At 39.0% G+C, this 26,363-nt stretch carries 33 protein-coding genes and 1 pseudogene; 14 read left to right on the forward strand and 20 right to left on the reverse strand.

The features are described 5' to 3' along the window. Nucleotides 1–9: 9 nt before the first annotated feature. From ACDX78_RS02730 to ACDX78_RS02740, 3 genes are read left to right on the forward strand one after another with little or no spacing between them, the layout of a single operon-like run. The gene (locus ACDX78_RS02730) at nt 10–765 is read left to right on the forward strand and encodes a metal ABC transporter ATP-binding protein (protein WP_486025160.1); all 756 of its coding nucleotides are present in this window, start codon (nt 10–12) and stop codon (nt 763–765) included. A 17-nt stretch (nt 766–782) separates the two neighbouring features. Continuing rightward, nucleotides 783–1,655 carry a metal ABC transporter permease gene (locus tag ACDX78_RS02735; RefSeq protein ID WP_486025162.1) on the forward strand — a complete coding sequence of 291 codons (873 nt, stop codon included), beginning with the start codon at nt 783–785 and terminating at the stop codon, nt 1,653–1,655. Next, on the forward strand, nt 1,633–2,046 hold the full coding sequence (locus ACDX78_RS02740) for a Fur family transcriptional regulator (protein WP_486025163.1): 414 nt from the start codon (nt 1,633–1,635) through the stop codon (nt 2,044–2,046). Before ACDX78_RS02735 ends, ACDX78_RS02740 begins: the two co-directional genes overlap by 23 nt. 284 nt (nt 2,047–2,330) lie before the next feature. Here the strand turns inward: ACDX78_RS02740 and ACDX78_RS02745 are convergent, their stop codons facing one another. From ACDX78_RS02745 to ACDX78_RS02805, 13 genes and pseudogenes are all read right to left on the reverse strand, one after another. Continuing rightward, nucleotides 2,331–3,137: a VLRF1 family aeRF1-type release factor gene (locus ACDX78_RS02745; RefSeq protein WP_486025301.1), complete on the reverse strand. Its 807-nt coding sequence runs from the start codon at nt 3,135–3,137 to the stop codon at nt 2,331–2,333. Between the two features lie 275 nt (nt 3,138–3,412). Next, nucleotides 3,413–4,621 (reverse strand): hypothetical protein, encoded by a 1,209-nt coding sequence (locus tag ACDX78_RS02750; RefSeq protein ID WP_486025165.1) that lies wholly within the window; start codon nt 4,619–4,621, stop codon nt 3,413–3,415. Next, a complete protein-coding gene (locus ACDX78_RS02755) occupies nt 4,611–5,831 on the reverse strand; it encodes a DUF58 domain-containing protein (protein WP_486025166.1) in 1,221 nt (406 codons plus the stop codon). The genes ACDX78_RS02750 and ACDX78_RS02755 overlap by 11 nt, the downstream gene beginning before the upstream one ends. Continuing rightward, nucleotides 5,828–6,772, reverse strand: coding sequence for an AAA family ATPase (locus ACDX78_RS02760; RefSeq protein ID WP_486025168.1), 945 nt, complete (start codon nt 6,770–6,772; stop codon nt 5,828–5,830). Before ACDX78_RS02760 ends, ACDX78_RS02755 begins: the two co-directional genes overlap by 4 nt. Nucleotides 6,773–6,951: 179 nt before the next feature. Further along, nucleotides 6,952–8,214, reverse strand: a complete 1,263-nt coding sequence (locus tag ACDX78_RS02765) for a C40 family peptidase (protein ID WP_486025169.1) — start codon at nt 8,212–8,214, stop codon at nt 6,952–6,954. 294 nt (nt 8,215–8,508) lie between these two features. After that, nucleotides 8,509–8,877, reverse strand: a pseudogene (locus ACDX78_RS02770) (isocitrate lyase); the annotation flags it as partial. Nucleotides 8,878–9,327: 450 nt separating this feature from the next. Then, nucleotides 9,328–9,960, reverse strand: coding sequence for a response regulator transcription factor (locus ACDX78_RS02775; RefSeq protein WP_486025170.1), 633 nt, complete (start codon nt 9,958–9,960; stop codon nt 9,328–9,330). After that, a complete protein-coding gene (locus ACDX78_RS02780) occupies nt 9,953–10,993 on the reverse strand; it encodes a sensor histidine kinase (protein ID WP_486025171.1) in 1,041 nt (346 codons plus the stop codon). The genes ACDX78_RS02775 and ACDX78_RS02780 overlap by 8 nt, the downstream gene beginning before the upstream one ends. Next, entirely contained in the window at nt 10,990–11,721 is a 732-nt protein-coding gene (gene liaF / locus ACDX78_RS02785) for a cell wall-active antibiotics response protein LiaF (RefSeq protein WP_486025173.1), read from the reverse strand. Before liaF ends, ACDX78_RS02780 begins: the two co-directional genes overlap by 4 nt. A gap of 167 nt (nt 11,722–11,888) precedes the next feature. After that, nucleotides 11,889–12,524 (reverse strand): PspA/IM30 family protein, encoded by a 636-nt coding sequence (locus ACDX78_RS02790; RefSeq protein ID WP_486025174.1) that lies wholly within the window; start codon nt 12,522–12,524, stop codon nt 11,889–11,891. Between the two features lie 17 nt (nt 12,525–12,541). After that, the gene (locus tag ACDX78_RS02795; protein WP_486025175.1) at nt 12,542–12,895 is read right to left on the reverse strand and encodes a lmo0954 family membrane protein; all 354 of its coding nucleotides are present in this window, start codon (nt 12,893–12,895) and stop codon (nt 12,542–12,544) included. A gap of 234 nt (nt 12,896–13,129) precedes the next feature. Continuing rightward, nucleotides 13,130–14,107, reverse strand: a complete 978-nt coding sequence (locus tag ACDX78_RS02800) for an LLM class flavin-dependent oxidoreductase (RefSeq protein WP_486025176.1) — start codon at nt 14,105–14,107, stop codon at nt 13,130–13,132. Then, on the reverse strand, nt 14,104–14,706 hold the full coding sequence (locus ACDX78_RS02805; protein WP_486025178.1) for a DUF1836 domain-containing protein: 603 nt from the start codon (nt 14,704–14,706) through the stop codon (nt 14,104–14,106). The genes ACDX78_RS02800 and ACDX78_RS02805 overlap by 4 nt, the downstream gene beginning before the upstream one ends. A 133-nt stretch (nt 14,707–14,839) precedes the next feature. Between ACDX78_RS02805 and trhA the strand changes: the two genes are divergently transcribed. Continuing rightward, nucleotides 14,840–15,487 (forward strand): PAQR family membrane homeostasis protein TrhA, encoded by a 648-nt coding sequence (gene trhA, locus ACDX78_RS02810; protein ID WP_486025180.1) that lies wholly within the window; start codon nt 14,840–14,842, stop codon nt 15,485–15,487. Nucleotides 15,488–15,530: 43 nt separating this feature from the next. Here trhA and ACDX78_RS02815 read toward each other — a convergent pair whose 3' ends face one another. Further along, entirely contained in the window at nt 15,531–16,586 is a 1,056-nt protein-coding gene (locus ACDX78_RS02815) for a M42 family metallopeptidase (protein ID WP_486025303.1), read from the reverse strand. A gap of 69 nt (nt 16,587–16,655) precedes the next feature. Next, nucleotides 16,656–16,946: a hypothetical protein gene (locus ACDX78_RS02820; protein WP_486025182.1), complete on the reverse strand. Its 291-nt coding sequence runs from the start codon at nt 16,944–16,946 to the stop codon at nt 16,656–16,658. Between the two features lie 146 nt (nt 16,947–17,092). On the opposite strand from ACDX78_RS02820, the gene ACDX78_RS02825 reads away from it, so the two are divergent. The 3 genes from ACDX78_RS02825 (at nt 17,093) to ACDX78_RS02835 (ending at nt 19,761) form a co-directional block, all read left to right on the forward strand. Further along, nucleotides 17,093–17,572, forward strand: coding sequence for an Hsp20/alpha crystallin family protein (locus ACDX78_RS02825; RefSeq protein WP_486025183.1), 480 nt, complete (start codon nt 17,093–17,095; stop codon nt 17,570–17,572). 112 nt (nt 17,573–17,684) lie between these two features. After that, a complete protein-coding gene (locus tag ACDX78_RS02830; protein ID WP_486025184.1) occupies nt 17,685–18,842 on the forward strand; it encodes an agmatinase family protein in 1,158 nt (385 codons plus the stop codon). 76 nt (nt 18,843–18,918) lie between these two features. Continuing rightward, on the forward strand, nt 18,919–19,761 hold the full coding sequence (locus tag ACDX78_RS02835; protein WP_486025186.1) for an ATP-binding cassette domain-containing protein: 843 nt from the start codon (nt 18,919–18,921) through the stop codon (nt 19,759–19,761). Nucleotides 19,762–19,828: 67 nt separating this feature from the next. On the opposite strand, the gene ACDX78_RS02840 is transcribed toward ACDX78_RS02835, so the two are convergent. From ACDX78_RS02840 to ACDX78_RS02855, 4 genes are all read right to left on the reverse strand, one after another. Then, the gene (locus tag ACDX78_RS02840; protein WP_486025187.1) at nt 19,829–20,314 is read right to left on the reverse strand and encodes a hypothetical protein; all 486 of its coding nucleotides are present in this window, start codon (nt 20,312–20,314) and stop codon (nt 19,829–19,831) included. 51 nt (nt 20,315–20,365) lie between these two features. Beyond that, a complete protein-coding gene (locus ACDX78_RS02845) occupies nt 20,366–20,584 on the reverse strand; it encodes a hypothetical protein (RefSeq protein WP_486025188.1) in 219 nt (72 codons plus the stop codon). A gap of 80 nt (nt 20,585–20,664) precedes the next feature. Next, nucleotides 20,665–20,892, reverse strand: coding sequence for a spore germination protein (locus ACDX78_RS02850; RefSeq protein ID WP_486025189.1), 228 nt, complete (start codon nt 20,890–20,892; stop codon nt 20,665–20,667). A 120-nt stretch (nt 20,893–21,012) separates the two neighbouring features. Next, on the reverse strand, nt 21,013–21,237 hold the full coding sequence (locus ACDX78_RS02855; protein ID WP_486025190.1) for a spore germination protein: 225 nt from the start codon (nt 21,235–21,237) through the stop codon (nt 21,013–21,015). A gap of 155 nt (nt 21,238–21,392) precedes the next feature. On the opposite strand from ACDX78_RS02855, the gene ACDX78_RS02860 reads away from it, so the two are divergent. The 6 genes from ACDX78_RS02860 (at nt 21,393) to ACDX78_RS02885 (ending at nt 25,182) form a co-directional block, all read left to right on the forward strand. After that, entirely contained in the window at nt 21,393–21,698 is a 306-nt protein-coding gene (locus tag ACDX78_RS02860) for a hypothetical protein (RefSeq protein ID WP_486025191.1), read from the forward strand. Between the two features lie 603 nt (nt 21,699–22,301). Beyond that, nucleotides 22,302–22,940 (forward strand): CbiM family transporter, encoded by a 639-nt coding sequence (locus ACDX78_RS02865; protein ID WP_486025192.1) that lies wholly within the window; start codon nt 22,302–22,304, stop codon nt 22,938–22,940. Next, entirely contained in the window at nt 22,933–23,376 is a 444-nt protein-coding gene (locus ACDX78_RS02870; protein WP_486025194.1) for a hypothetical protein, read from the forward strand. Before ACDX78_RS02865 ends, ACDX78_RS02870 begins: the two co-directional genes overlap by 8 nt. Next, complete coding sequence (locus tag ACDX78_RS02875; RefSeq protein WP_486025195.1) at nt 23,376–24,197, forward strand: DUF4198 domain-containing protein; 822 nt, start codon at nt 23,376–23,378, stop codon at nt 24,195–24,197. The genes ACDX78_RS02870 and ACDX78_RS02875 overlap by 1 nt, the downstream gene beginning before the upstream one ends. Before the next feature lie 32 nt (nt 24,198–24,229). Then, nucleotides 24,230–24,991, forward strand: a complete 762-nt coding sequence (cbiQ, locus tag ACDX78_RS02880; RefSeq protein ID WP_486025196.1) for a cobalt ECF transporter T component CbiQ — start codon at nt 24,230–24,232, stop codon at nt 24,989–24,991. An 80-nt stretch (nt 24,992–25,071) separates the two neighbouring features. Beyond that, nucleotides 25,072–25,182 (forward strand): YjcZ family sporulation protein, encoded by a 111-nt coding sequence (locus ACDX78_RS02885; RefSeq protein WP_486025198.1) that lies wholly within the window; start codon nt 25,072–25,074, stop codon nt 25,180–25,182. Between the two features lie 181 nt (nt 25,183–25,363). On the opposite strand, the gene ACDX78_RS02890 is transcribed toward ACDX78_RS02885, so the two are convergent. Further along, a complete protein-coding gene (locus tag ACDX78_RS02890) occupies nt 25,364–25,534 on the reverse strand; it encodes a heavy-metal-associated domain-containing protein (RefSeq protein WP_486025200.1) in 171 nt (56 codons plus the stop codon). Between the two features lie 231 nt (nt 25,535–25,765). On the opposite strand from ACDX78_RS02890, the gene ACDX78_RS02895 reads away from it, so the two are divergent. Beyond that, nucleotides 25,766–26,122 (forward strand): hypothetical protein, encoded by a 357-nt coding sequence (locus ACDX78_RS02895; RefSeq protein WP_486025202.1) that lies wholly within the window; start codon nt 25,766–25,768, stop codon nt 26,120–26,122. Nucleotides 26,123–26,363 lie beyond the last annotated feature (241 nt).

A 26,363-nucleotide genomic window follows, 5' to 3' on the forward strand; every position in this document is an offset into this window, starting at 1 on the left:
TATCTAATAATGGCAGAACCTGTCGTTTCCATGCATAACATCAGCCATGCTTACGAACAAACGAAGGTGTTGGATAACATTCATTTTGAAATACCACAAGGGTCCTTTATGGGCATAGTGGGCCCGAATGGCGGTGGTAAAACAACATTGATCCGCCTTTTGCTTGGACTTCAGAAACCAAATGAAGGATCGATTAAGCTTTTCAATGAGCCAATTCATAAATTTAAACAGTGGAACAAAATTGGTTTTGTATCGCAAAAAGCCAACACATTTAATAGAGGCTTCCCTGCTACGGCATTTGAAGTTGTATCCATGGGGCTTACAGCAAAAATTGGTTACCTCCGTTTTTTTAAAAAACAGCATAAAGCTTTAGTTTTACAGACGCTCGATCAGGTCGGAATGCTTGAATACGCATATGTGAACATCGGAAATCTATCCGGCGGGCAACAGCAGCGTATTTTTATTGCCCGCTCTCTTGTTAATGACCCGGAGCTGCTTATTCTCGATGAGCCTACAGTCGGCGTAGATTATGAAAACGTCAACCGATTTTATGATCTATTACATCAATTAAACGATGAAAAAAATATTACATTACTGCTTGTTACGCACGATACCGGTACAATGACCAAACACGCAACGGATATCGTCTGTTTGAATCAGACATTGCATTTCCATGGAAAGCCAGAAGAATACACATCACTTCCTGCAGAGGAACTTTCCAAATTTTATGGTCATCCTGTGCAAGTTGTATCGCATAATCACTAATGTTGGAGGAAGCCGCTATGCTCGCAGATTTTTTTGAATATGACTTTTTACGCCACACTTTTTTCACAGGAATTTTAATCGGCATTATCGCACCATTGCTTGGCACATTCATTGTGGTAAGACGGCTTTCCTTGATTGCAGATGCGCTTTCCCACGTCACTTTGGCAGGGATTGCATTTGGCATGCTGGTTGAAAAAAGATTTGCTTTTACATTGATTACCCCTTTATACAGTGGGATGGCTTTTTCGGTCCTTGGTTCCGTCCTGATTGAAAAGCTGCGGTCCGTGTATAAAGCTTATCAGGAAATTGCCATTCCGATTATTTTATCCGGCGGCGTTGGGCTCACCGTGATTTTTATATCCATGGCAGACGGATTTAATAATGATTTATTCAACTATCTATTCGGCTCTGTTTCTGCAGTAAGCCAGCAGGATTTCTACACTATTGCGGGAATTTCAATCGTGATTATATTGGTTGTCGGTCTGTTCTATAAAGAGTTATTAACCTTATCTTTTGATGAAGAGCATGCAACCACTTCAGGGGTTCATGCCAAAAGAATTCATTTTTTATTTATTGTACTTACTGCCTTGGTTATCGCATCATCCATAAGGATTGTCGGCGTTCTCTTGGTTTCAGCATTGATGACCTTACCTGTAGCAGCGAGCATGCGACTCGCAAGGGGTTTTAAGCAAATGCTGTTTTTATCTATTGTTTTTGGTGAAATAGCTGTTATTATAGGATTAATTAGTGGTTATTATTTAGACATTCCTCCGGGTGGTACAATTGTCATGACAGCAATTATTATTTTGCTGCTTTCTATCGGAGTTAAACGATTTTCTTTTAGAAATAAGAAAGTGAGTGAAACCAATGGATACGAAGGAAGCAATTGATCTTCTCAAAGAAAAAGGCTATAAAACTACAGGAAGACGAATAGATATTCTTAAATATTTCGAAGTGGAAGATGGATATCGTACTGCAAAGGATTTAATAACACATCTCGAACAAAGCTATGAATCGATCAGCTTTGATACAATTTACCGGAATCTGCATCTTTATCACGAGCATGGAATTCTGGAAACAACCGAATTAAATGGGGAGAAACATTTCCGTATGAATTGTACCCACCACCATCATCACCATTTCATATGCAAAGATTGCGGCAATACAAAGGAAATTGATGTTTGTCCAATGGATGAAGTGGAAAACTCATTGAAAAATTATGCTATTGAAGGACATAAATTCGAGATTTATGGATTATGTCCATTGTGCCAGACGGCATGAAATGAATAATTAAAAGATCGTCAATGGAGCTGCAGGTTTTCGAGCCTGGCAGCTTTTTTGTATTACTGATTTAGCTGTTACGTCTGTATACACCCATGACTTTTGAATCAGTTCACTTTATTTTTTCGAAACATTTCCCCCATAGTGATACCTTCATAGCTTTTACTCTATACAGATTATACTTATGACTAACGATTCCTTTGCATTCATCAACTAACATCATACAGAGAATAGCATGCAAGAATCACATCCTGCATGCTATTCTATAAAACCTTCCTTTTCTCTTAGCCAAACACTTCTTCCAACACTTTTGATTCTTCATGGTCGAGCATGTTTTTTTGAATCAAATTGTCTACCGGTTTATTCATCTGCCCTTCCAGCTCTTTGGAAGAGTCAGCTTCCCCAACGACAAATATTTTTTCCCAGTTATTATCTTTTGCGCGTTTGTCCAGTTTTGGAGCTATTTTTTTGTACCAGCGCTGCTGATTTGCTTCGAACCTTGCTTCGAAATTATCCTTCTGCAAATTTGTCCTCCCTGGACCAAACGGTGATGAATTCCCTTTACGCGGCCCCAGCTTTTCACGCCAGTCGGCCGTATCAATATCCAGTTCATAGGAAGCTGTGTCCTGAATCTCATTCAAATAGGAATCAATTATTTTTATCTCGTTCTGCTGGACAAGGATAATGCCAGTTTTCGGATACTTATCTTGCAGCTCCTTCAATTGGTCAAGCACTGGTGTTTCTTTCCAGTAAAATTCAGTTTTCAGGCGCATTTGCACGCGGTCTGCAAACCAGACCTCTTCATCTGCTGTTGCAATAATTACAACACCACGGCGAAATTCCTGTTCATTTCCCCGAATAAATCGTTCCACTTTATCTTTTACGGATTGAAAGTTCTCCCATTCTTCTTTATTGTCATCTTCCTTCAAATATTGTTCAAAATTCCTCATTCCATTTTTTAAATGTATTTTCCATTCGCCGCCCTGCTGTTCGGGATCTGACGGATCGGTGTTTAAGTACATGGTGAAAACTTTACTCGCTCCTTCCCTGTTTACATTCTCCAACTCTTTAAGCTTTTTATGCAAGTCCATCATTTAGTGGAAAGCCTCCTTATATATAGGTAATCCTTTACTAATATTTAACCTGTATTTGCGGACTGTAAACATAGCTATTATTTAATAAATGAGCTCCAAGCCTACAGCAGTGCTGGGAACAAAGCTGATAGGCAAAAGCCTTTTTAAAACAAATAAACCCGGAAAGATACCTTTATTGATATCCTCCCGGGCTTCTTTCATCCATCCGCGTATACATAATGTGCTTTTCCAATCTGTATTACGGAAACTTGGAAAACATTGTTAATATCAAATTAAGGTCCATCTTCAACGTCCCTATCCTTCTGTTCCATCCAATTTTCCATTTTCTTTATCTTTTCCTTCAATTCCTTTGCTTCGCTTTCACTGACATCTGCATCTGCATACCTAACTTTTTGATAAACGTTGAAATCTACTACCATTCCAATTCGTTTCAGCCAGGCTTCGATCGTTTCGGATCGCCTTCTTCCCATCTGATGCTTGGCCGCTGTTCGTTCAAATTGATAGACCATTTTCCGCACTGGATGCACAGGTTTATTGAATAACCTGTTTCTCCATTGGCTAAATGAACTTGAGGGTGAATGCAGGTCGAGTTCTTCACTGCTGTATGATACGGATTCATTCTGTTTTATCTTATCAAAACGACTGTAACGATTTTTCCATATCCATAACACCAATATTATTACAATAAGGAGAGACACAGCCATTAATACATATGGTGTAATAACTTCAATAAGTGATCGCCCCTCTGTACCATCCCAGTATTCAGCAGCAGGGTTTTCTCCGCCAGCTTCCGGATCCTCTTCCATAATCTCCATTTCCTGTGGTTCAAAAAAACTAAAAAGGCCAGCCAAACCCGCAATAACACTGGCAATAGTATCCAATATTCCTTGAAAAGAAGTTACAATAATGAATCTAATTCCATCATACAACAAAAAAAGTAACCCTGCACCGGCTGCCAATAAACAGATAAAATAAACAGATAACCTTTTATCAAATTGTTTACGTTCCCCTTTAGGAACAACGACCAAGTGACTGATAATATACCCAAATATAACAATCGCAAATAGTATAAATGGATAAATAAAAATTCTGCTGTCTTGAATTAAAATACTATTCACCACGATAAGCCCCAAGGTGATAAGCATATAATTATTTTCCCTGTTTATGGCCTCTTCATTACGTATGTCTATATACCGCCAAATAAACACACCTGTAAAAAGAATAACTAAAACAAGTGGGTAGTCCAATAAATAAAAAGCCATAAATAAAAATGGCGCGAGCAATATATACCATAAATAACTCACAGTAAATTTAGCCAGTATGGAAAAAACAATACATACAACAACGGCTGTGAGGATATAGCTTCCATAAGGCACCCAAATAAACCGGTGATGGAGAAATGGAAGCACAAGCAAGAATAAAATAATCGTTTCACTCAAAAAATGGTAAGCATACGTTAAATTCGGATGATTATTTTGCATTGCTCATCCCACCGCCCTTCGTCAACGGACGAACAACCGCTTCCCCATCTGCGTCTGGAATATGAAACACACTATGTTTTGCCTGTTTCCACGTATTCATTATTTCAATTGCCCCTGAAGGAACTTCCCCGATAACTACAACTGTCTTCGGTTTATAAAAATGATTTCCAAGCCGGTGAAGCATTTGGTTAAATGGCACAATCATGGACTGTTTATGCACCCTTGCCAGCATCTCCAGTGCATGGCCATAATGCAGCTGACCTTCTCCCTCCGACAAATGAATATATGGAACCTTCCCGGGTTTTCTTGTATTCAAAAATATTTCATATGGAATATTCTTTTCCGTTGCATAATGACAAAGATATGCTGAACGAGACAATAGCTTTTCCAGATTTTTATTGAAAGCAGCCATGTTCAAATGATTTTTCTGGCCTACATTAACAATAAATACAAATGACCTGTCAACCACTTTTTCATACACATTTGTCTGCATTTTTTGGGTCTTTACAGATGCATTCCAATTAATTCTGTGAAAAGGATCACTGAAACTGTAATCTCTTGTGCCCCTTGGACTTTGAATATCCTCAAATGAAGAAAACGCGGCATATCCGCTTCCCGGCATCATGTGAAAAACTGCCTCCGCCCCCTCTACTGGCAAAATTTCAGGGAGGACAACATACTCCGTATAGTAAAATTGTCTAAACTTTATTGTGACATGATTATAATTAAATAAATGAGGAAATGTGAGCGAAATATTATTTATTTTAGCCACTCCCCTGTGTTCCGCACGAACAGGCAATTCAATGATGGTCTTCTTCCTGCGCATCATGGATAACGGAATATCAATCTTTTTCCAATAACTCTTATCATCCCTTATGTGTGCATAGGCTTTAACAGCTGAACCCGCCTGAAAATTCATTTCCCCATTGATCAATGGAAATATCGATCTATTTTCCAGTTCAAGTGTCAATTTTGCTTCATCACCGGGAAATAATTTGATGGTTCTCTTCGGATTTTTCAAATACAGTTTTTCCACGATACGCTTATCGTAAATCCGATATATGATGGCGAAGACAATAAACACCCCGACGGCAATAAAAGAAATAACATTTTGAAATAAAATCCCTATAAAAAAGAAGATAAGAATGGCAGCTATGATATAGTCAAAACTTTTTAATTGCTGAGAGCCAAATTCCCTTTGCCACATCATTCACTTACGGCTCCTTCTTCCACGGGCACGGCTACTTTCTGGATGATTTCACTTACAACCTGAGCAGGTGTTTTTTTTACAGACCCTTCCATTGTTAAAATTATCCTATGTTCAAATACATATGGAACAAGCAGCTGAATATCATTTGGTGTTACATAATCCCTGTTTTGTAAAAACGCGTATGCCTGTGCTGCCCTCATTAAAGCAAGCATCCCTCTGGGACTCACTCCCAACTCTATATCGTCATGCTCCCTGGATGCATGAACAAGTGCAAGTAAATAGTCGGAAACTACCTCTGACATCGTTATTTGCTGAACCTGTTCCTGCATCCCTCTAATATCTTCAATGGTTAAAGATGCTTCTATTTCGTCATATGGATCTTTCGTACGGTATGTATGTAAAATGTTTTTTTCTTCTTCCTTGGACGGATAACCCAGGTCAATTTTTAATAGAAAACGATCCAATTGTGCTTCCGGGAGTGGAAAAGTACCATAATTACTTTCTACTGGATTCTGTGTTGCTATAACGATAAATGGCCTTTCGACAGTAATAGTTTCTCCATCAATCGTTGCCTGGTATTCTTCCATTACCTCAAGCAGGCTGGATTGTGTTTTTGGTGTAGCTCGGTTTATTTCATCGGCGAGGAGGACATCCGTTATTACTGGTCCAATTCGTAATTCAAATTCCTGTGTTTTTGGATTAAAAAAACGAATACCTGTCACATCACTCGGCAGGACATCCGGTGTAAACTGAACTCTGCTAAAGTTTCCATCCATTACTTTAGCAAAGCTTTTTGCCAATTTTGTTTTCCCTGTACCCGGGACACTTTCCAAAAGCACATGTCCTTGTGCGAGCAGTGCAACATATAATAAATCAATAACTTCTTCTTTCCCGTAAATGACTTTGTTTAATGTCTCTCTTGCCTGATTCATGTTTGTCATTTTTTTAAAACCCCCATAAGTCAGAAATCTTTCTGTTTTTTATATTATACTAAATTTAGTTAAATAATCATACAGAATTTACAGGAAATAGTTTCAAGTTTTAGTTGTTTAAATGAATTGGTTACATAAAAATCCGCATAAAAAAATCCATCTTGTGAAAGATGGATTCTTTAATATGATTAATTTACGCGACGTACGTGACCGTCAAATCTGTCTCCCCAGTAGCCGCTTGTCATGCTTTCTACTTTAACACCGGTAGAAGTCTGAGAACCGATAAAGTTTCCATTACCTACGTAAATTCCAACATGTCTGCCGCCTCTAAAGAATACGAGATCACCTGGCTGCATATCACTAGTCGATACTCTAGATCCTGTATTCGCTAAAGCTCCAGTATAGGATGGTATGGAAGTTCCGTCTTGTGCAAAGGCCCATGACACGAATCCTGAACAGTCGAAACCACTTGGGTCTTTTCCGGCAGTCCTATAAGTTGTTCCGATCTGACTATTTGCAGCGCTAAGTACACTTCCGTAATTTTCAGGTGCAGGACTTGTGTTGCTTTCTTCCTTGCTGGTAGTTGTTAAATTTTGACTTGATTCTTCTGATTCTGAACTTTCTTCTGTTTGTGAACTTTCTTCTGAAGCCACAGCTGTTTCAGCCGGTTCAGGTGCAGGCTGACTTGCTGCTTCAATGCTCTGTCTGACTTCTCTTTCCAGTGATGCCAGATTACTGTCTTCAATTTCCAGTTCATCTGCTAATGCAGTCAATTCATTTTCTTTATCTTTCAATTCCTGTTTCTGCTCTTTATTTTCCTGTTGCTGTGCTTCAATGGCATCCTGAATATCTTCAAGATCCAGTTTCATATCGTTCAATTCATCAAGTTTCGCTAATACCTCATCTTGTTTCTCTTCTACTTCTTTTTTATCCGCTTCCTGCTGTTCAATTAATCTTGTATCTGAATCAGCAATTTTATTTACTGCCGAGACACGGTTGATGAAATCACTGAAACTTTGGGCTCCGAAAATTACTTCCAAGTAGTTGATGTCCCCACCGCTTTTTTGGTAGGATACCATTCGATCTTTCAAGATATCATGACGTTTTTCAACAGCTTGTTCCAGCGCCTCAATTTCCTCTTCCAGCACATCTACCTCATCTTCTGTTTTCACAATATTTTCTTCCGTTTCATCCATTGCATTTCTATTATGTTCCAATGCTTCAGAAACTTCTTCTATTTCCTCATTTAACGTTTCTAATTCTACAAGCACATCTGCAATTTCTGCTTCAGCTTCTGATAGATTATCTCTAAGTTCAGCTCTATCATCCTGAATTTGGGATTGTCTATCCTCCAGCTCTCCTAGCGTATTCGCCTGCGCTTCCGTACTGAAAAAAGTACTCCCTAAACCAACCACAGCGACTGTGGACAAGGTGATGATCGACTTTCTCAATTGTATTCCCCATTTCCAATCCTCACCTGTAAATATGTATCTTACTCTATGTATCTAGTATAAAATAAGGTGAGATATATATTTTGTACTATGTATTCTATTTACTAGTTAATTCGTAGTATAACATCACTTTTTTTCATCCGTATTATAGTAATGTTACAATTGTATTTCATTTATGACATTAAACGTCTTTTTCTATTAAAAAAAGTGTTTATCCCCTGCGACGGGAACAAACATTTTTTTACAATTTATATGATCGCTATTCTATTATTTTGTAAATTGCTCCTCTTCTGTTCATCCTTTTAAAGCCCCTGTAGAAGAAGTTCCACCAGATATTACCTGAACCAACTTCGCGCTGATGGCGTGTCGCACTGTATCCATGCTGCTCACTGGCAAATTCCGCCTGCTGCAGTTGGGAGTAAGCTGCCATTCCGTTATCTTTATATTTTCTTGCAAAATCGAACATACTATGGTTCAAAGCATGGAATCCTGCTAATGTTACAAACTGGAATTTATAGTCCATCTTACCCAATTCCTTCTGGAACGCAGCAATTTCTTTATCAGATAATTTCTTTTTCCAGTTGAACGACGGTGAACAGTTATAAGCTAGCAATTTATTCGGATATTTTCATGAATGGCATCAGCAAATTTTTGTGCTTCCTCAGACAAGATCGCTCCTCTTTCATCGATACCTTGCTTTTCCACTATCGTTTCATCCATCGTCAAGTAATAACCTCCTTATTGTTATATCACATATTATAAACACTTTGTTATACAACAGATTGGTTTATGTTTTATTGTAATAAAACAATGTAGTTTATTTTATTATTTATTGCAACCTTTTTTTGATATCTTTTATGATATTAAAAAAATATTAGGAAATAACCTTGTCATATAAGCATTTGTTTAATGTAATTAATTTTTTCATTTTACACAAACCTGTACTAAAACAAATACAAACCTATTTATAATTAACTAAAAAATTAATGATCAATAATGAAGCTTGAATTTTTCAGCTGGCATACGGATGGGACTGTGAGGAATGCCCTGCGTGGGGGAGAAAGAAAATCCTGCAAAACAAAAAAACACGGAAAGGTTTTCCCTCTTCGTGTTTTATCCAACCAAATTATGTTTAAATGCATAAATAACAGCTTGGGTACGGTCCTGCACCATGAGCTTCCCTAAAATATTACTGACGTGGACTTTGACTGTTTTTAGTGCGATAAATAATTCCTCGGCAATTTCCTGATTGGTCTTCCCCTCGGCTACTAGCAGCAGGATCTCCATTTCCCTGTCTGTTAATTGATCGTGCAGCGGTTCTTTTTCTGGCTTTCTCATTTTGTTCATGATCTTTCCGGTTACTTCCGGCTCCAATATCGTTTCGCCGTTATAAGTGGAACGGATGGCCTCAGCAATTTCATTTGCTTTGGAAGTTTTCAGCATATAGCTTGTGGCCCCTGCTTCCAGTGCAGGATAAACCTTGTCATCATCGAGAAAGCTTGTAACAATGATAATTTTTACTTCCGGCCATTGCTCGATAATTCGCTTGGTTGCTTCAATACCGTCCATTTTCTTCATGACAAGATCCATTAAAATGATATCCGGTTTGAGTTCCAATGCCAGTTTGACGGCTTCTCCCCCATCGTCTGCCTCTGCAATCACATCAATATCAGGCTGGGCGGAAAGATAGGCAGAAACGCCAATCCGCACCATTTCATGATCATCTGCAAATAAAACTTTAATCATTTTTTTCACCTTCCTCGGTTAGATTAGGTATCTTTACTTCGAGTCTTGTCCCTTTATCAGGCAAACTAACCACTTTGAAGCTGCCGCCAATTTCCTGTGCCCGTTCTTGCATATTTTGCAGACCGAAAGAATTCATTTTTGTTTTTTCCATATCAAAGCCAATGCCATTATCGACTGTTCTTAAAATAATGGTTTCATCCCTTTCAACTAAAAGCACATGAAGTGTTGTTGCCTTAGCATGCCGTAACGTATTGGAAACTCCTTCCTGCAGAATACGAAAGAGCTGGTCTTCCACGCCTTTATCTGCATGGAAATCCTCTATCTTCCAATCCACTTCCATCGGCACCTTTTGTGTTAATTCCACTAGTAATTCTTTCACCCCATCCTGCAGTGATTTACCTTTTAAAGCAGCGGGACGCAGATGCAAGAGCAATGCCCGCATTTCCAGCTGGGACTGGTGAATCATTTTTTCAACCAGTTTGAGCTGCTTTTTCATTTCAGAATCTTCCGGTGGCTTTGTGTCATTAATCGCTGACATCATCATGGACGCAGCAAACAGCTGTTGACTAACAGAATCATGCAATTCTCTTGCCAGACGGTTTCTTTCCTGGACTACGATTTCCTGCAGACTTTTCTCCCGTTCATGTGCCCTGTCCGTGGCTAAACGCTGTGCCTTTTCCTGTTGCACGCGAATTCGCTCCTGAATTTGTTCCATGTAATATTCTATTTTGTCCAATTCCTTATACGGCTCCAGATCTGCAGTCAATTTCTGCCCTTTTGAAATATCCAATAGTTGCCTTTCCACCCGGTGGAGCCGCTGTCTCCAATAAACTCCTGTCACAACTCCAATAATTACCCCGGCGGCTACAGGAATCAATACAACCAGCAGTAAAAACGAAATATCCGCTACCTGTTGCTGGAAAAGAAGAGACCAGTCATCCATAAAAACAAAATAGGTAAAACTGACCATCACGAACGATATGAGCAAGGTGAATAAAACAGCGGTAAATACATGTTTGAAAATCATATTCATATACGCTTCACCTCGATATCTCCGGATAATACCGTGGTGATTATTTTGACTCGGGGCGAAGCTGTATCATATTTCGGCGTCCGGTATATAAGGGACTGATTGATTAATTTCCAATTATGCTCACCCAAAATATGTGCACGCCCAAAGACAGAGCTATGGCGGACACTAACTTCCACTTCGTAAGGAACTAGTATTTCAATGTTCCCCACCAAATGTCTGATCGAGATTACTGCTGTATCACCTGGGGGAACGGTATTGCTTAAATCAATCACCCGGTCGCCAAAAGCGCCATGTATATTGATATCCCGCCATTCGTAGGGTGTATCGTCTGTTGTTTGGTCTCCAAAAATCTTATGGTCGAATAATGGTTCCGTTTCGATGATCGGATCTGTTATTATTTCCTGTTCACTGGAGAGCTGAGGGTGAATCCTTTCTGCTTCCTGCTTTAATTTAGAGTAATTGATAAAAAATAATATAATGGCTGCCAAAATGAGAAAACGGACGGCCAGCATATTTAAAATGGAGAAAATGGCAGCTACAATGCCGAGCCAAAAAAGGATTTTTCCCCATAATTGACTGAAATTTCTCCAGCCGACAAAAATAAGTACGGCAGAAAATATAGCGGAAGCAATCATGCCACCATGAAAAAATGCAAGTTCTAAAACAAAGAGGACCACGCCAATGATTAATATCCAGTTGAAAGTATCTGTTTTCAGATGTTTAAACATGGTTTGATCCTCCTTCTTAGAAAATTAGGGTTCTCTCAAAAAATGAATTTACCATCTGCTGCTTATGTAAAAAGGCTTTAAAATTATCTCTTTATTTAAAACAGGCGCGAGTCTAGCCGCGCCTGTTTTAGTATAGCAGATTTTATGCAAAACCTTTAGTGAAAATTCTAATTTGCTCTTTCCTTCTCTTTCATTTCCCTTTCAAGTTTGGCAATTTTACTGTCAAAAGTGCTTTTGTAGTAGTCACTGTTCACCTTATATTCCAATCCCTCAATATATTGTTCAATTTCTTCAAATTTTGAAAAGGATGTGTCACTTACTTTATCAACGACTCGGTTGATTTGGTGCGTTGCTTTTGCAATATTTTCCCGCCCCATTAACTCCATTCTGCGCAGATGCATATCTTTCAGTTTATGCTTCATTTCCTCATACTTCTGTTCCAGCATCTCCAGCTGCTCCACAGCCTCGCTTCTGGATGCTTTCATGCGTTCAGCCCTGTTTAGGTATTCCTGCTGCTCTTTTAACGCAAATTGATACATATCCTCTTCACCGGCTTTTTGGGCAATTTCCGCCTGTTTTTCCCGCTTATCCGCCAAATCCTGGGCCTTGTGGTATTCCCTGGTGAATTCATCCTTTAATTTATACTGCCTGTCCACCAGTTTTCGCACTCTTTCCTTTTCCTCCTCGCTTTTGCGTAAGTAGTGATTCAAGGCCGCTACCGGATTGCCCTGTTCCTTTTTATCCATCATGTCATGAAGATCTGCTGAAAGGGAATCTTTCATACGTGTGAAAATATTTGTCATTGTAAAATCGCTCCTTTTTATTTTTGTAGATCTGCCCACTCACGTTCAAAATTTCTAAATGGATCCCCATCGTCCAGTACCTCGACAACAGGATCATCGTCTCCTTTTTTCCAGCTTTTATAAATGAGATACAATCCGTAAGCTGCTGCAACACCTATTACTGCATAGATATTGGAAAATGTAATGCTTAGGATAAAAAGACCTAAAATTACCCAGCCAATTTTGCCTGCTGTCGAATCACTTTGGAGGAATTTCTTAAAAATGATATAGAGCAGCCAAATGCTTAAAGCCAATAAAACCATCGGTCCCAGGTTTGCCAGAAAAATCATTAATGCAGCGAGTCCGCCGAGAAACAGTAAAAATTTCTTCAATTGTTTGTGCCTCCTTCCGCTTATCTGTCTCTATGATATCGGTTTAGAAAGGTGACGGTAATGAGCCTGGGATATATTTTGATATAGGTCTGGAGGCTTAATTGATATTGGCCTTGGGGTGGGTGGTTTGGTTGATGGTGGAGTAGATTTTGGCTGTCGGGCGAAAGATTTTGGATTTGACTCGCGCGAAATTTACATGCCCCGAACGTTTTCAATGTTCGGGGCATGCATTATTTATAATCCAAATTCTTTGGCAATCAGTTCGTATGAATTTTTCCTTGCTTCGTAGCTGTGCGTAATCGTCACGATCATAAATTCTTCCACACCATATTCGCTCTGAAGTGCTTCCAGCTGTTTCTTTACCTCTTGCGGATTTCCAATGATCATACTGCTTTTCATTTTGTCCAGCTTTATTTGTTCTTCATCTGAAAGTTCATAGGCTTTAGCTTCTTTTATCGTGGGTACACCGGGTTGTCCTTTGCCTTTTGCTTGCTGCAGCTTCCAAACCTGATCACTCAATGCCAGCTCTTCTGCTTCTTCCGTTGTTTCTGCGCAGACAGCAGTTACCGTCACAAGCGCCTGGGAACCGCTGTTTTTATAATAACCCTTTACAATTTCGGGGCCATCTTCTCCTGACATAAAATGTCCGAAAGCATAATTCATCCCTTTTTCGATCGCTAGTTTACCACTTTTTTCGCTTGTTCCCAACAACCATGGAACAGGAGACTGTACCGGTTCAGGTCTTGCATTAATTTTCGAAAATAAATGGCCATCCGGAAATGAATTATCTAAAAATGCCAATAAATCATCCAGCTTATCCGACATCTTGCGTACGTTTTCAAGGAAATTATCGGATAATGCCATCGTTACCTCTGCTGAACCACCTGGTGCTCGGCCAATTCCAAGGTCTACTCTCCCGGGATAAAGGGTTGCCAGCATATTATATCTTTCTGCTATATTGAATGGCTTGTAATGCGGTAATAACACGGCTCCTGCTCCAATTCGAATGTGTTCAGATCGAGAACCTATCAAACTTAACAGCAAATCGGGTGCCGGACTTGCCAATCCTGCCAGGTCATGATGCTCTGCCACCCAATATCTCGTAAACCCCAATTGATCTGCTGTTTGAGCCAATGCTATCGTAGCATTTAATGCTTCCTGTTCTGTTTTTCCTGATGATACAGGTGCCTGATCGAGAATACTTAATTTCATTCTTTCAACCTTCTTTCTTCCTCTACTGTTTCCTTTACTTCCATATTGTCTACAAGCTTCTCTGCTGCCTTCCGGTAAAAGTTACTCATCATCGTAAAGGAAGTTATCAGCAATAATTGTTCAAGGTAGGCAGATTCGTTATCTTTCAATTCCTGTACTTCTTCAGCAACCTGCTCCGTATGTGTTTCTACCGCTTCTTCAAAAATATCATTGTTTGCTTCAACAAGATGAATATATTTTTTATATAATGCTTGAACTGAAAAAGAATCTTCATCGATTTTTTCATTTAGACGACCAAGAGTTTGTTTAACATCCTGAATGGATAAAGAGCTCTTCATCTGGTAAATCATACTAATAAGGATGACATGTTCCTTTGAATATCTTTTATTTTTAATTGGAAAAAATAACTTTCCTTTTGCATAGTTGTTTATCATCGTTTTTGTCAGTACTTTTTCATCTTCATTTCGCTTTGTTTCAGCAAATTTTTTCTCAAACAATTGGATAACCTGATCCATATAAAGTTCCAAATCAGGGATTTCTTCCAAAGATAAATGGGTATCTAAATGTATATCCTTAATTATATCATGTATATTTTTCATCTATAAATTCTCCAGTCCTGTCGTTTGAAAATAATTATAGACGAAAAAAATACCACAGTAAAGCTTGACTACGTGACAATATATCTATATTATTTATATATAGTTTTAAAAACTACATGAGGTGGTTGATGAAATGACAATTTCAATTCGAGAGCCAGTGAATGGATTTACTCATTTATTTGGAGCGATTATGGCATTTGCTGGACTGTTGGCATTAGTTACTAAGGCAACAGCGGTAACAGGTTCTGCCGTTGCTATTATGTCTGTAATTATTTTTGGGGTAAGTATGATTTTGCTTTATGCAGCATCAGCAACCTATCATATGGTTGTTGCTGATGATAAGGTGATTGCTTTTTTGCGGAGAATTGATCATTCGATGATTTTTGTATTGATTGCCGGCACATATGCCCCGCTTTGTCTAATTAGTTTAAGTGGCACTACAGGCTGGATTTTATTTACTGTCATTAGTATAATTGCTTTAGCCGGTGTCACTTTTAAATTAGTTTGGTTTCATGCACCGAGATGGCTGTCCACCGCATTATATGTATTGATGGGCTGGATTGTTATATTTTTCAGTGCAGAGCTTGCACCGATTATCGGTACCGGCGGGATGACTTTCCTTATACTCGGAGGAATGGTTTATACGATTGGGGCACTTATTTACTGGCTAAAACCAAAATTTATGACCTTTAAACATTTTGGCTACCATGAAATCTTTCATATTTTCATCTTGATTGGAAGTTTATTTCATTTCGTGTCGATATATTTTTATGTGCTTTAGAGTCAAAAAACGAACCCACTGCCAAAGTGCGTTCGTTTTTTAATTAATATGATACTAATGGCGACTGCACATAGTGATATAACAATTTTTCCGTCTCCTCCAGCGAGCTTTCATGCGTGCGTTCATAGGCATGCGATGAGTCAATGCCAGGTCCGATCAATCCATGTATAATATCGTGTCCTGCCCGGATTGCTGCTGAGGCATCCGAACCGTAATAAGGATAAATGTCCAGCTTATAATCTATGCCGTGATTTTCGGCCAGATTCACAAGGTGCTTGCGCAGCCCGTAATGATAAGGACCGCTGGAGTCTTTCACACAAATGGATACTGTATATTCGTCTGTTGACTGTCCATCTCCCATCGCTCCCATATCTACTGCCATATACTCCACCGTTTCAGGGGTTATATTGGAGTTCCCGCCATAACCGATTTCTTCATTATTAGAAATAAGAAAATGAGTCGTATAAGGAAGCGTCATATTTTTTTCTTTTATTGTTTTGATCAGCTGCAGCAGAATAGCTACACTTGCTTTGTCATCAAGATGACGGGATTTAATGAAGCCATTGCCCGTCATTTGGATGCGAGGATCAAAAGATACAAAATCACCCACATTGATTCCGAGTTTCTTTATATCTTCTTCGTTTTCCACCTTTGCGTCTATACGGACTTCCATATTCCCCTGATTTCGTTTTGCATCCCCAGCATCTTTATACACGTGAACAGAGGTTTGTTTCATTAATATCGTTCCTGTTAAAATTTCTCCGCTGGACGTTTGAATTTCACAATATTCGCCTTCAATGGCATTATATTTAAAACCGCCAATGAGATCGAGACGAAGCCTTCCATTTGACTTAATTTCTTTAACCATAGCTCCTAATGTATCTACATGAGCAGTAAGCATTCGGTGCTCTTCTGTATTTTGACCCGGTATTGTCGCAATCAAACCACCCTTACGATTTCTTCTTGTCTCCACCTGCTGGTTTTGTAAAAATTCCTCTACAAACCGGATTACTTTCCCCGTATTTCCTGAAGGACTTGGAATGGAAACCAATTGCTGAATCAGTTTTTTTGTTTCTTTTGTGTTTGGATATGCAGTCATGGTCATTTCTACCTCCCTGTTTCGTTTCCACTATCATTTTAGCATGAACCTGGCCTTCATGCACCCGTCCTAACTGTTTTCATGCGCTTCAAGAAGTGCTTCATAATATTTCTTTTGCGTGGGAATTTCATTTTGTGCAATACAGTTTTCAATCAACTCGCGCAACCGGACATTTTGCCGGAACATCTCTTCATTTATTTCTGTTAAATGATTCACTTTCTCGCCGGTAACAGCTTGTTTATCCTTTTTCATGATCATATCTATTTCACTTTGCAATGCTTGGAGTTTGACATGCACTGCTTTTTCCTTCTTTTCCAATTGTTCAGTCCGTTTTTCCAAATCCTTCAGCTTTCGTTCCACCAAATCCCCCCCTCTTCACTGAAAACTTGCTATAGTTTATGAACGTAAACCTATCCATATGAACTGACAAGAATCATTACAGGCCAAGCACTTTTTCAAATCAATTCGATTATTATAACTGTATAGGCGGTAAAGGAGGGTTTCTTTTGAATAAATATTGGCCAAAAGCCTGGAAAGAGAAGTTGCCGAATTTTTTAGGGGAAGATTTTTTCTCCGGTTTTGAAAACTTTGAGCCGAACGATACGGACAATCCAATCCCAAACAACTCCGGAACAAATAATAATAATTACTCAAGTGTTAAGGTCAATATTTGTGAATCTGACAATGAACTGTTATGCATCTTCAGAATACCAGGTTTAAATTTAGATGAAGTGGAAGTAGATGTCTATGATATGACACTGGAAATTGTCGGAACTGTAAGCATCGATCATAAAGGGTTTAGGCCGTTACAATTGGAATTGTACCAAGGTCCTGTAAAAAGGCAGGTTAAATTACCCTATCCTTGCAGACACGATAAAATGAATGCGACATATCAACACGGATATTTATACGTACATTTACATCGGCTTTACCGGACGAAAGATACAAAACAAAAGCTGGATATACAGGATCTGGATACAGACTAACACTTTACTATATATAGAGAATAAGAATATTTATAAAATCAGTGAATATAATAAATTGATTACCCCGAAACCTCCGCAAGGGATGCGAGACTAACAACAAAGAGGTGTATTTATGGGTTTTTTTGATAATCATGGATTAAGTTTTAGACAGAAAAAAGCACTTGAAAGTGACCGGACAACTGATTTATTGGGAATAGAAAATGCGAAAAAAGAAGCGAAAATACCTGAAGTGGAACAGGAAAAGGTTATTGCGCGCTCACTAAAGTATGGTTTGGAAGCTGCCCCATCGATAGGTGACCGTACTATATCCACATTTACAAGAGAAGCTAGACCCCCTCAAGCAGGAATACCCACTTTTTTAAGAGCTCCATTTTTAGAAGATGTCCGTAAAGTCGGTGAATATGATGTTGCATTCATGGGTGTTCCCTTTGATATTGGAACAACATACAGGTCCGGAACAAGGTTTGGTCCAGAAGCATTACGGAAAATCTCAAAGCTTTATGATACGTACAGCTTTGAGCTTGGAGTAGATTTAAAAGAGTCGTTGAAAATGTGCGATGTCGGGGATATATTTACGATCGCCAATATTGAAAAAACCTTCGATCAAATTTACAAAGCAGTTTCGCATGTTTTTTCACAAGGTACTTTCCCGGTGATGCTTGGAGGGGATCATTCCATCGGGTATCCATGTTTACGGGCAATCGCGGATAATGTCGATGGAAAAGTAGGAATCATTCATTTGGATCGACATTTGGATTTGCAGGAAAAAGATATGGATGAGCGGATGCATACCACCCCATGGTTCCATGCAACGAATATACCAAATGCCCCTCCTGAAAACCTCGTTCAAGTTGGTATAGGTGGATGGCAGGTACCTAGGGAAGCTGTAAAAAATGTGCTTAAATTTGATACTACAGTGATCACGATTGGAGATATTGAACGGCTTGGTGTGGATAGAGCTGCTGATATTGCACTGGAAAGGGCCTGGCGAGGAGGAGCAAAAGCGGTTTACTTAAGCGTAGACATTGATTCTTTTGACAGCGGCTTTGTTCCCGGAACCGGCTGGCCGGAACCGGGCGGCTTTCTGCCAAGAGAAGGGTTGCAGTTTATTGGCAGCGTCGCAAGTGAAGGTATATGCGGGTTGGAATTGGTTGAGGTATCTCCTCCTTATGATGTTAGTGATCAAACTGCTTTGCTGGGAATACGCGTTATTTCTGATGTATTAGGCTATATGGTAAAAGAAGGTAAACTTGGCAAACAATTCGTATGAAACTGGGATTTACTTAAATTTCCCCATCACACTTATTTAAGGGTAACGGGGACTTTCTGTGAAAGGAGCCGGATAGATGAACGCCATTGAGCTTTCAAATGTAACCTATCGTTATGATAATGATGATACAGATGTTTTAAAAGATTTATCTCTAACAATACCAAATGGCAGAAAAGTAGCTATCCTGGGACCAAATGGTGCTGGAAAATCGACCTTACTTCATCACTTAAATGGATTAAAGCTCCCGTCTAAGGGTTCAGTAAAAATAATGGGAAATTCACTGACCAAAAAAACGGCTCCTTCCATACGTCAGCAAGTAGGATTGGTTTTTCAGGATCCGGATGACCAGGTTTTCTCCAGTACAGTCTGGGATGATGTGGCATTTGGTCCACGAAATTTGAACATGCCGGAAGATGAGGTGGAGGAAGTATGCAGGGCTGCTTTAGGGAATGTTGGAATGCTTGAATATAAAGGAAAAGCGCCCTACCATTTAAGCTACGGTCAAAAAAAGCGCGTTGCGATAGCGGGAATACTGGCAATGAGGCCGGATATTGTCATTATGGATGAGCCTATGGCTTTTCTGGACCCTGTTGGACAGGATGAAGTTGCCGGCTTATTGCAGGGGTTAAATTATATGGGGAAAACGATTTTATTATCTACACATGACGTGAATTTTGCTGCTTCCTGGGCAGATATGGTTGTCCTCATTCAAGGCGGGGAAGTTCTTGCTGCAGGTGACACCAGTATTCTGGTTGATGAAGAATATATTAAAAAAGCCAATCTACATCTTCCTATCATTGCCAGAACCTTTAAAATGGTCCCGGAAATGGACAACGAAGCGCTTCCTATTAACGAACAGGAAGCCTACCGATTTTTATTTAAACGGTTAAATAAGATGGAAAATAAGTATATGTATTAATGGTTTCGGGTAGGATATGGGCTTGTTTTCTTTATTTTCGCAAGCCCATTTAAGTACATAAGGTTAGTTATCCTTCTTCGTTTTGATCATCCATAGCTTCATTTTCCTTCATTGCTTTTTCAAATTCCCCTGTGTCCATATCATTAAAGGTCATCGAATCATTTTCCTCAAGCAGTTTTTGTAATTCTTCGGCATCACTTAGTGCAGTTAAACCAACCATTAAATTACCGGATAAATCCTGAACATGCAGTTCCTGTATTTTATAATTAATATTTTCAATCGTAAGCGGTTTGATATTATCCATTTCTTCTTTTAATTCCTTGTTCTCTTCTTCCAATTGATTTAGCTTCTCATATATTTTTTCCATTTTTTTTAATAGTGCAGCATTTTTCGCAGGTGTATCATAATTTATTACTTTTTTTGGGGTATAAGTATTTTCAGGATATGGTTTAGGAGTTACTGCATATTGATCCTGATAGGAAGTTGTTTCATAGGGAGATTGATAATGAACGTATGGATAAGGCTGGTAAAAGTAACGCCATTGATGATTCATCCAGTCACCACCTGTTCTGAAAATTCTAGTTCACGCTAAAACACACCTGCTTTAGTCATGATAAAAAGCAGGCACATCCGGTACCTCCTCCATTTCTTCCTCCGCTGCTTCCAATTCTTCCTCACCAAGCTCCTCCTCTTCATAGAATGGTTTTGGCAGTCTTATGGAAGTTGACCTGTTTTTTAAAAATACTGCCTTGCCTACATTTAGTGAACCCAATGTGCTAATTGAATTTACGTTAATGTTTTTGATTGTTATATTCAGACCCATAAAACGTCAGCCTTTCATTCTAATAAAGCGTATGTTTGTGATCACTTGGACAAGTGGCCATGATATTTCTGGATTAAATACTATACCTGTTTTTGCACCTGGTCTTTCACATCCGGATCATAAGCGTAATTAAGGTTTCTAAATTTTAATGGGCTTTGATTGGCATCCCCGTTATGATAATAGCCAACATTCATTTTTACATTCGCCTGATGCCCTTTATGCAATACATTTCCTAAATTAAGCGAACCATTGTTAGCTATACTGTTCACACGAATACCGTAAACATTATTTACATGTGAAGATGCCATATTCAAAAGCCTCCTCTAACATTCATTTGTTTCCTTTAATTTATTTTCGATTAGTGTAAAGTTTTGCGCTAATAAAACAGGATTTACATTTTTAAGCTGATAATTATTTTCTACTACAAGTTATACTTGTGATTGTGGCATATCTAGTACATCGGGATCATTGGAGATATTGGAATTTGCAAATTGCAACGGACTAAAATTAGCATCTCCTGGCTGCGTATAGCCAGAGTTCATTTTCACATTTGCCTGATGCCCTTTAAGCGCAGCATTTCCATATGAAATTGCTGCGTTATTGGAAACATTGTTTATGCGAATGCCGAAAATATTATTAATTACAGGTATCATAAGCACCACCCTGCTTGCATTTGTTAAATTATTATATTCTCCTGAACCAATTCTGTGCATGGGGGGAAAATATTAAATAAATCCATTTTCTGATGACTAAACTGGAGTTTATGAATACAAATATATAGAGAGAAATATTCGAGGAGGTACTATTAATGAATTACTATTATACGCCTGTCTATTGGGGAAATTACTACAGTCAGCATATCCCGTATTATCCTAATCAAATGAGGGGATGGCCTGCTGAAGCACCTACCCAGGCAGATGAACGGAATATACATGGTCTCAAGCCGGCATATGAAAGCGGAAATGTTTGTGCATATGTTCCGGATGAGGATGTTTCCTATCACCAATTGTCCATTCAGCAATGGCCGTCACAGGATTACCATTATCCGCATCCTAAAGGTTTTTTGCATACCGATATTACAAAGGAACATGGGGCTTATTTTCCACACAGATGAGATCAAATCTGTCGAGATAATACCAGGAAAAGGACTTCATGAAGTTAAGGATTGTTATTGAAAACTAATTGGAAAAGAAGCCGGTACAAAAGTATTCTTATCAAGGATAATTAGCGTCTATAACTCGCTCCGGAAATATACTCCGCTTTCCGTGGGGGAGTGGTGAGCCTCCTCGGACTAAAGCCCTGTGGGGTCTCACCGATCTCCTACTTCCCACAAATCTTTACGGTGGGACGAGGAACCGCCGTACCGTAGTCCCAGGAGTCTCCGTATACTTCCTCCGCTAGGTTAGTGCATTGTTTGTATTTTAATTGGATTACTTTAGACATGTCTCGGCCTCTTTCTAAAATGTCTTCTCTGGTATGCAAGTTACATTTTTGGGGCAATCACGTACTTGAGAAACAGTTCCCGGTATACAAATTTCACTTTTACGGGCAGTTACGTATTGAAGACATTTCCCATGCTCAACTTCCCTTAAGTAGTCCCCCTGTGTAAAGCCTTGAAAAATTTCACTGCGAAATCAAACATAATTATTTTGGCAATTTAATATAAATAATGATGTATGTCTATGGTGGAGTGGTTCTGTAAGGGGGAAGACATTCTGTGCATGTTGCTGATGGAGTCATAAGTATTTCTGTTGCTGTCGTAACTACAGTTGGAGCTGTAGGTGTGCTCGCCTACTCGCTGAAAGGGACAAAAGAAGAAGAGATTCCAAAGATCAGCCTTTTGTCTGGTGCTTTTTTTGTGGCATCCTTAATTAATATTCCAATTGGCCCAACTTCCGTACATCCTTTATTGGGTGGATTTCTCGGATTGGTTTTAGGGCGCCGGGCACCTTTTGCCATTTTTATTGGTCTTATCCTCCAGGCTATACTGTTTCAGCACGGAGGAATCAGCACGTTCGGTGCAAATACGCTGTTAATGTCGATCCCGGCACTTTTAGTCTATTGGGGAATTCCGTTAATGAAAAAGATACCTTTATTTTTCAAGGGGGTTATTAGTGGATTTTCCTCTGTTATGGCAGGTGTTTTACTATTGATTTTGCTGTTGTTATTCTCCGATCAGCGGTATGCAGAAGGTTCTTTTTCCGTGATCCGGATTGTTTTTCTCGCCTACCTCCCATTGGCATTACTGGAAGGCGTACTGACCGGATTTGCTGTTAAACATTTATATGCAATGAAACCCGGCCTGTTTAAAAACAGCAAGATAAATGGAGGGGTGGTGAATAATAAGGATGGGTAGAAAGTGGGTATATTTTTTATCAATTTTATGTACCGCTTTAGTTTTACTTGTTTTTCTTTACCCCCAATCAGCTTCCGCTCACAGGATGCTTATTGAACATGAGGAAGGAGTAATTCACATTCGTTATGATGATGGAACTTCTGCAGCGTTAGCGCTTATCACAGCCTATGATGAAGAAGGAGATACTTTATTTGAGCGTGAGGCTGACGATGACGGCACACTAAATTATGATGGGGAATTGAACGTACATCGTATTGCTGCCGATGATGGGATGGGACACCGGGCAACATGGACAACAGATGAAGAAAAAGCATCGATGCTGGACGATATTCCTCTTTTTGTGAGAGCTATATTCGGCATCTCTATTTTACTGTTTATTGCTGCCATTTTTGTTCTGCGCAATCATAGAAAATCAGAGGAAGGTGAAAAAAATTAATGAGAAAAATCGCATTATTATTAGGACTTACTCTGGCATTCAGCCTGTTTTTATTTACCAAGGAAGCTTCTGCACATGAATTGTTTATACAGGTGGAAGAGTTTTCGGATAGCGAAGAATTACGCGTAGATGTTATTTGGGGTCATATTCGGGATTATACGGATATTGCCGATATTGAAGATTTAGCGCTGCACGTCCAATATCCAAATGGAGACACTGCTCCATTGGATTTAGAAGAAGTTGGTGTCCAGGCCAGGTCGATTGTACCGATTACTGAGGATGGTACATATACTTTTTGGGCGACGCGAGAACCTAGTACATATACACCGGACAGCGGAATTACACAATTGAGCAACCAAACTGCAAAACTTATTCATCATGTTGGCAGCGAGGCATCATCTGATGATGATTCGATTGAATTGGATCTGGAAATTGTACCTGAATCAGATACGAATAACTTTTCCACTGGAACATTTACCGGAACTATTTATTTAGATGGTGAACAGGCAGAAAATGCCATCATAAGTGCATATGGCCCTGAATGGGAAGTGCTGGAAACCACCTCAGATAAAGATGGTAAGTTTGAATTAGCTTTTAATTCTTTAGGTGAATGGCTTATTAAAGCAAATATGGAACTGGATGAAGCCGGCACAATAGATAATGAAGATTATGAAGTTCATAGTCTTACAACCACGCTGCTCGTTGATAATGAACAAGATGAAGATACGAACCAATCTTCTCTTTTCTCCGTGATAGCCATTCTAATATCCGGATTACTCATCGGGGCGGCGGTAACTATTTTAGTACTGAGAAAACGATAAATGTGGTTTGGAAAGATAAGGCAGGTGATGAAATGTCCGAGCAGGAAACAGATACATTAACAGCGATACCAAAATGGGCAAAATCCTGGGAGTCACGGACTAAATTAATTGCAGCTGTATTCTATATTTTTACCGTCATCAGCTTTACAAATCTGCCTGTTGTTTTCATTGCACTCGCCTTTGCCCTCATTGGGCTGTTATTGATGAGAATTTCCTTCATTTTGCTGTTAAAACGGTATTTAATCATTTCACCTTTTCTCTTGCTAATGACCGTCCCTTTACTGTTTAATATTGATCTTTCTTTTCACACACAAAATGTTGAGTTCATTTTTTTAATCATCATGAAGGCTCTTACCTCCATGACCGTTATCACGATCATTTTGGACTCTCAATCAATTGATCAGTTTATGACTAGTTTAGCCGGGTTAAAAATTCCGGCTGTATTTATTACGGTGCTCATTCTTTCCTACCGCTATGTTTTCTTATTTCTCGATGACATCCAAAAAATGCAAACAGCAGCCAAGTCAAGGTTTTTCCGTGGGGGCGTTAGTACAAGCAAATTAAAAGTTTATGGACAGCTCACGGCAGCTTTATTATCCAGATCGATAGAACGTGCAGACCGGATGTATGAAGCAATGGCTTCCAGATGTTTTACCGGGAAATTATATTTTCAAAAGGCGGAAAAAATAACGCCGGCAGATATCGGAAAGAGCGGATGTACTGCTTTAATGGTTCTTTTATTATTCCTGATGGATCAAGGTCAACTAACGAATTTTTTTGCAATACACCCCTAGTGTCTATACAATTTCTGATTCCCTGCATAGGATGAAAAAGGGAGTGCCACTCTCATTCTTTCACAAGGAGGGATTCTTCGATGAGTTACGGTGCAGGCTATGGTGCCGGCGGTGGTTTCGCGTTAATCGTCGTACTGTTTATTCTATTAATCATTATTGGTGCATCTTTCGGCGGATACGGAGGTTATTAAAAAGAGTAACAAATGCTCCCTTTTTTGGGGGCATTTGTGAAATTTTTACAGTTACATGTGGACACTGGTTCAGATCACACTTGCAGGCAGAGAGAACTTTTTCTTTTCTTGTTGTAACTATAATTATTACTAATTTATAATGAATCGAGTATATTGCTCTGCGTTGGAAAGTAAAGGAACTTTAGATTAGAGCCTTTGCCTTTAAAGCAACTACTGGATAGCCCAGCTTTTCAATCGTTTCTTTTATTTCATCTTGACTTACTTTACCTTCATCAAATATGGAGTGAAATTTTATTTTCACTTCGTCAACATCTTTCATTTTTCCTAGTTTCGTTTCGATTTTTTTATACATGATGGACAAGCCTATGGCTTCAATTGAAATTTACTGTTCTTATAAATCCTCTCTCTTTTGTTATCTTTATATATTTTAATCATTAGTGGTTTGACTGCTTTCTTCTTTGACGTGCTTAAAAAATTGAAAAAAATTAATGGAATTTATTTCTGAATGTTCAAAAGCATAAAAAGTTGGACTACCTGCAAGTATTTCTTCATATCTATCTATTAGGGAAGGAGAGATATAATAATGAGAACAGGCATTGCTTTATTTGCTGTTTTAGGGATAATCATACTTACCGGGGTTCTTGACTCACCAGATAACTGGGAAGACAATGAGGGTGTAAATTTAATGAATGACCTTGCACAGGATGAAGAGGTAGCCAGCACACCATATGTTGAAGAACATGTCCCTGTCTTTGCCTCCGTTGAAATGGTTTTAGAAGAAACAACAGAGGATGACAGTCACATTGTAGAAGTATATAGGGAATATGAAATTTATACAGATGAGCATGGAACGGTTACCAAACGGGAGCCAACGGATAACTATGATTATTTGAGGTATAAGATAGATGACGAACATGAACATGAGCACGATCACGAGTAGTAATTGAAGGCTTCAATAGTAGATGATGATGATTTCAAGGCACCAGTACAGAATTAGCATCTTCGTGACGAAAATATACGAAATGGACGAAACCCTGGTAATTTATATCAGAAAGCATAAATTAATGACATTTTCTCTATTTCTGTACTACATAAAAAGCCACCAGGCGAACCAAATCGTCTGGTGACTCCATTAATAATATAAACAAAAACCACCAACATATGTATTGGTGGAGACGGTG

This window comes from Virgibacillus oceani (genome assembly GCF_041521345.1).
GTDB classification, from domain to species: Bacteria; Bacillota; Bacilli; order Bacillales; family Amphibacillaceae; genus Virgibacillus_N; species Virgibacillus_N oceani_A.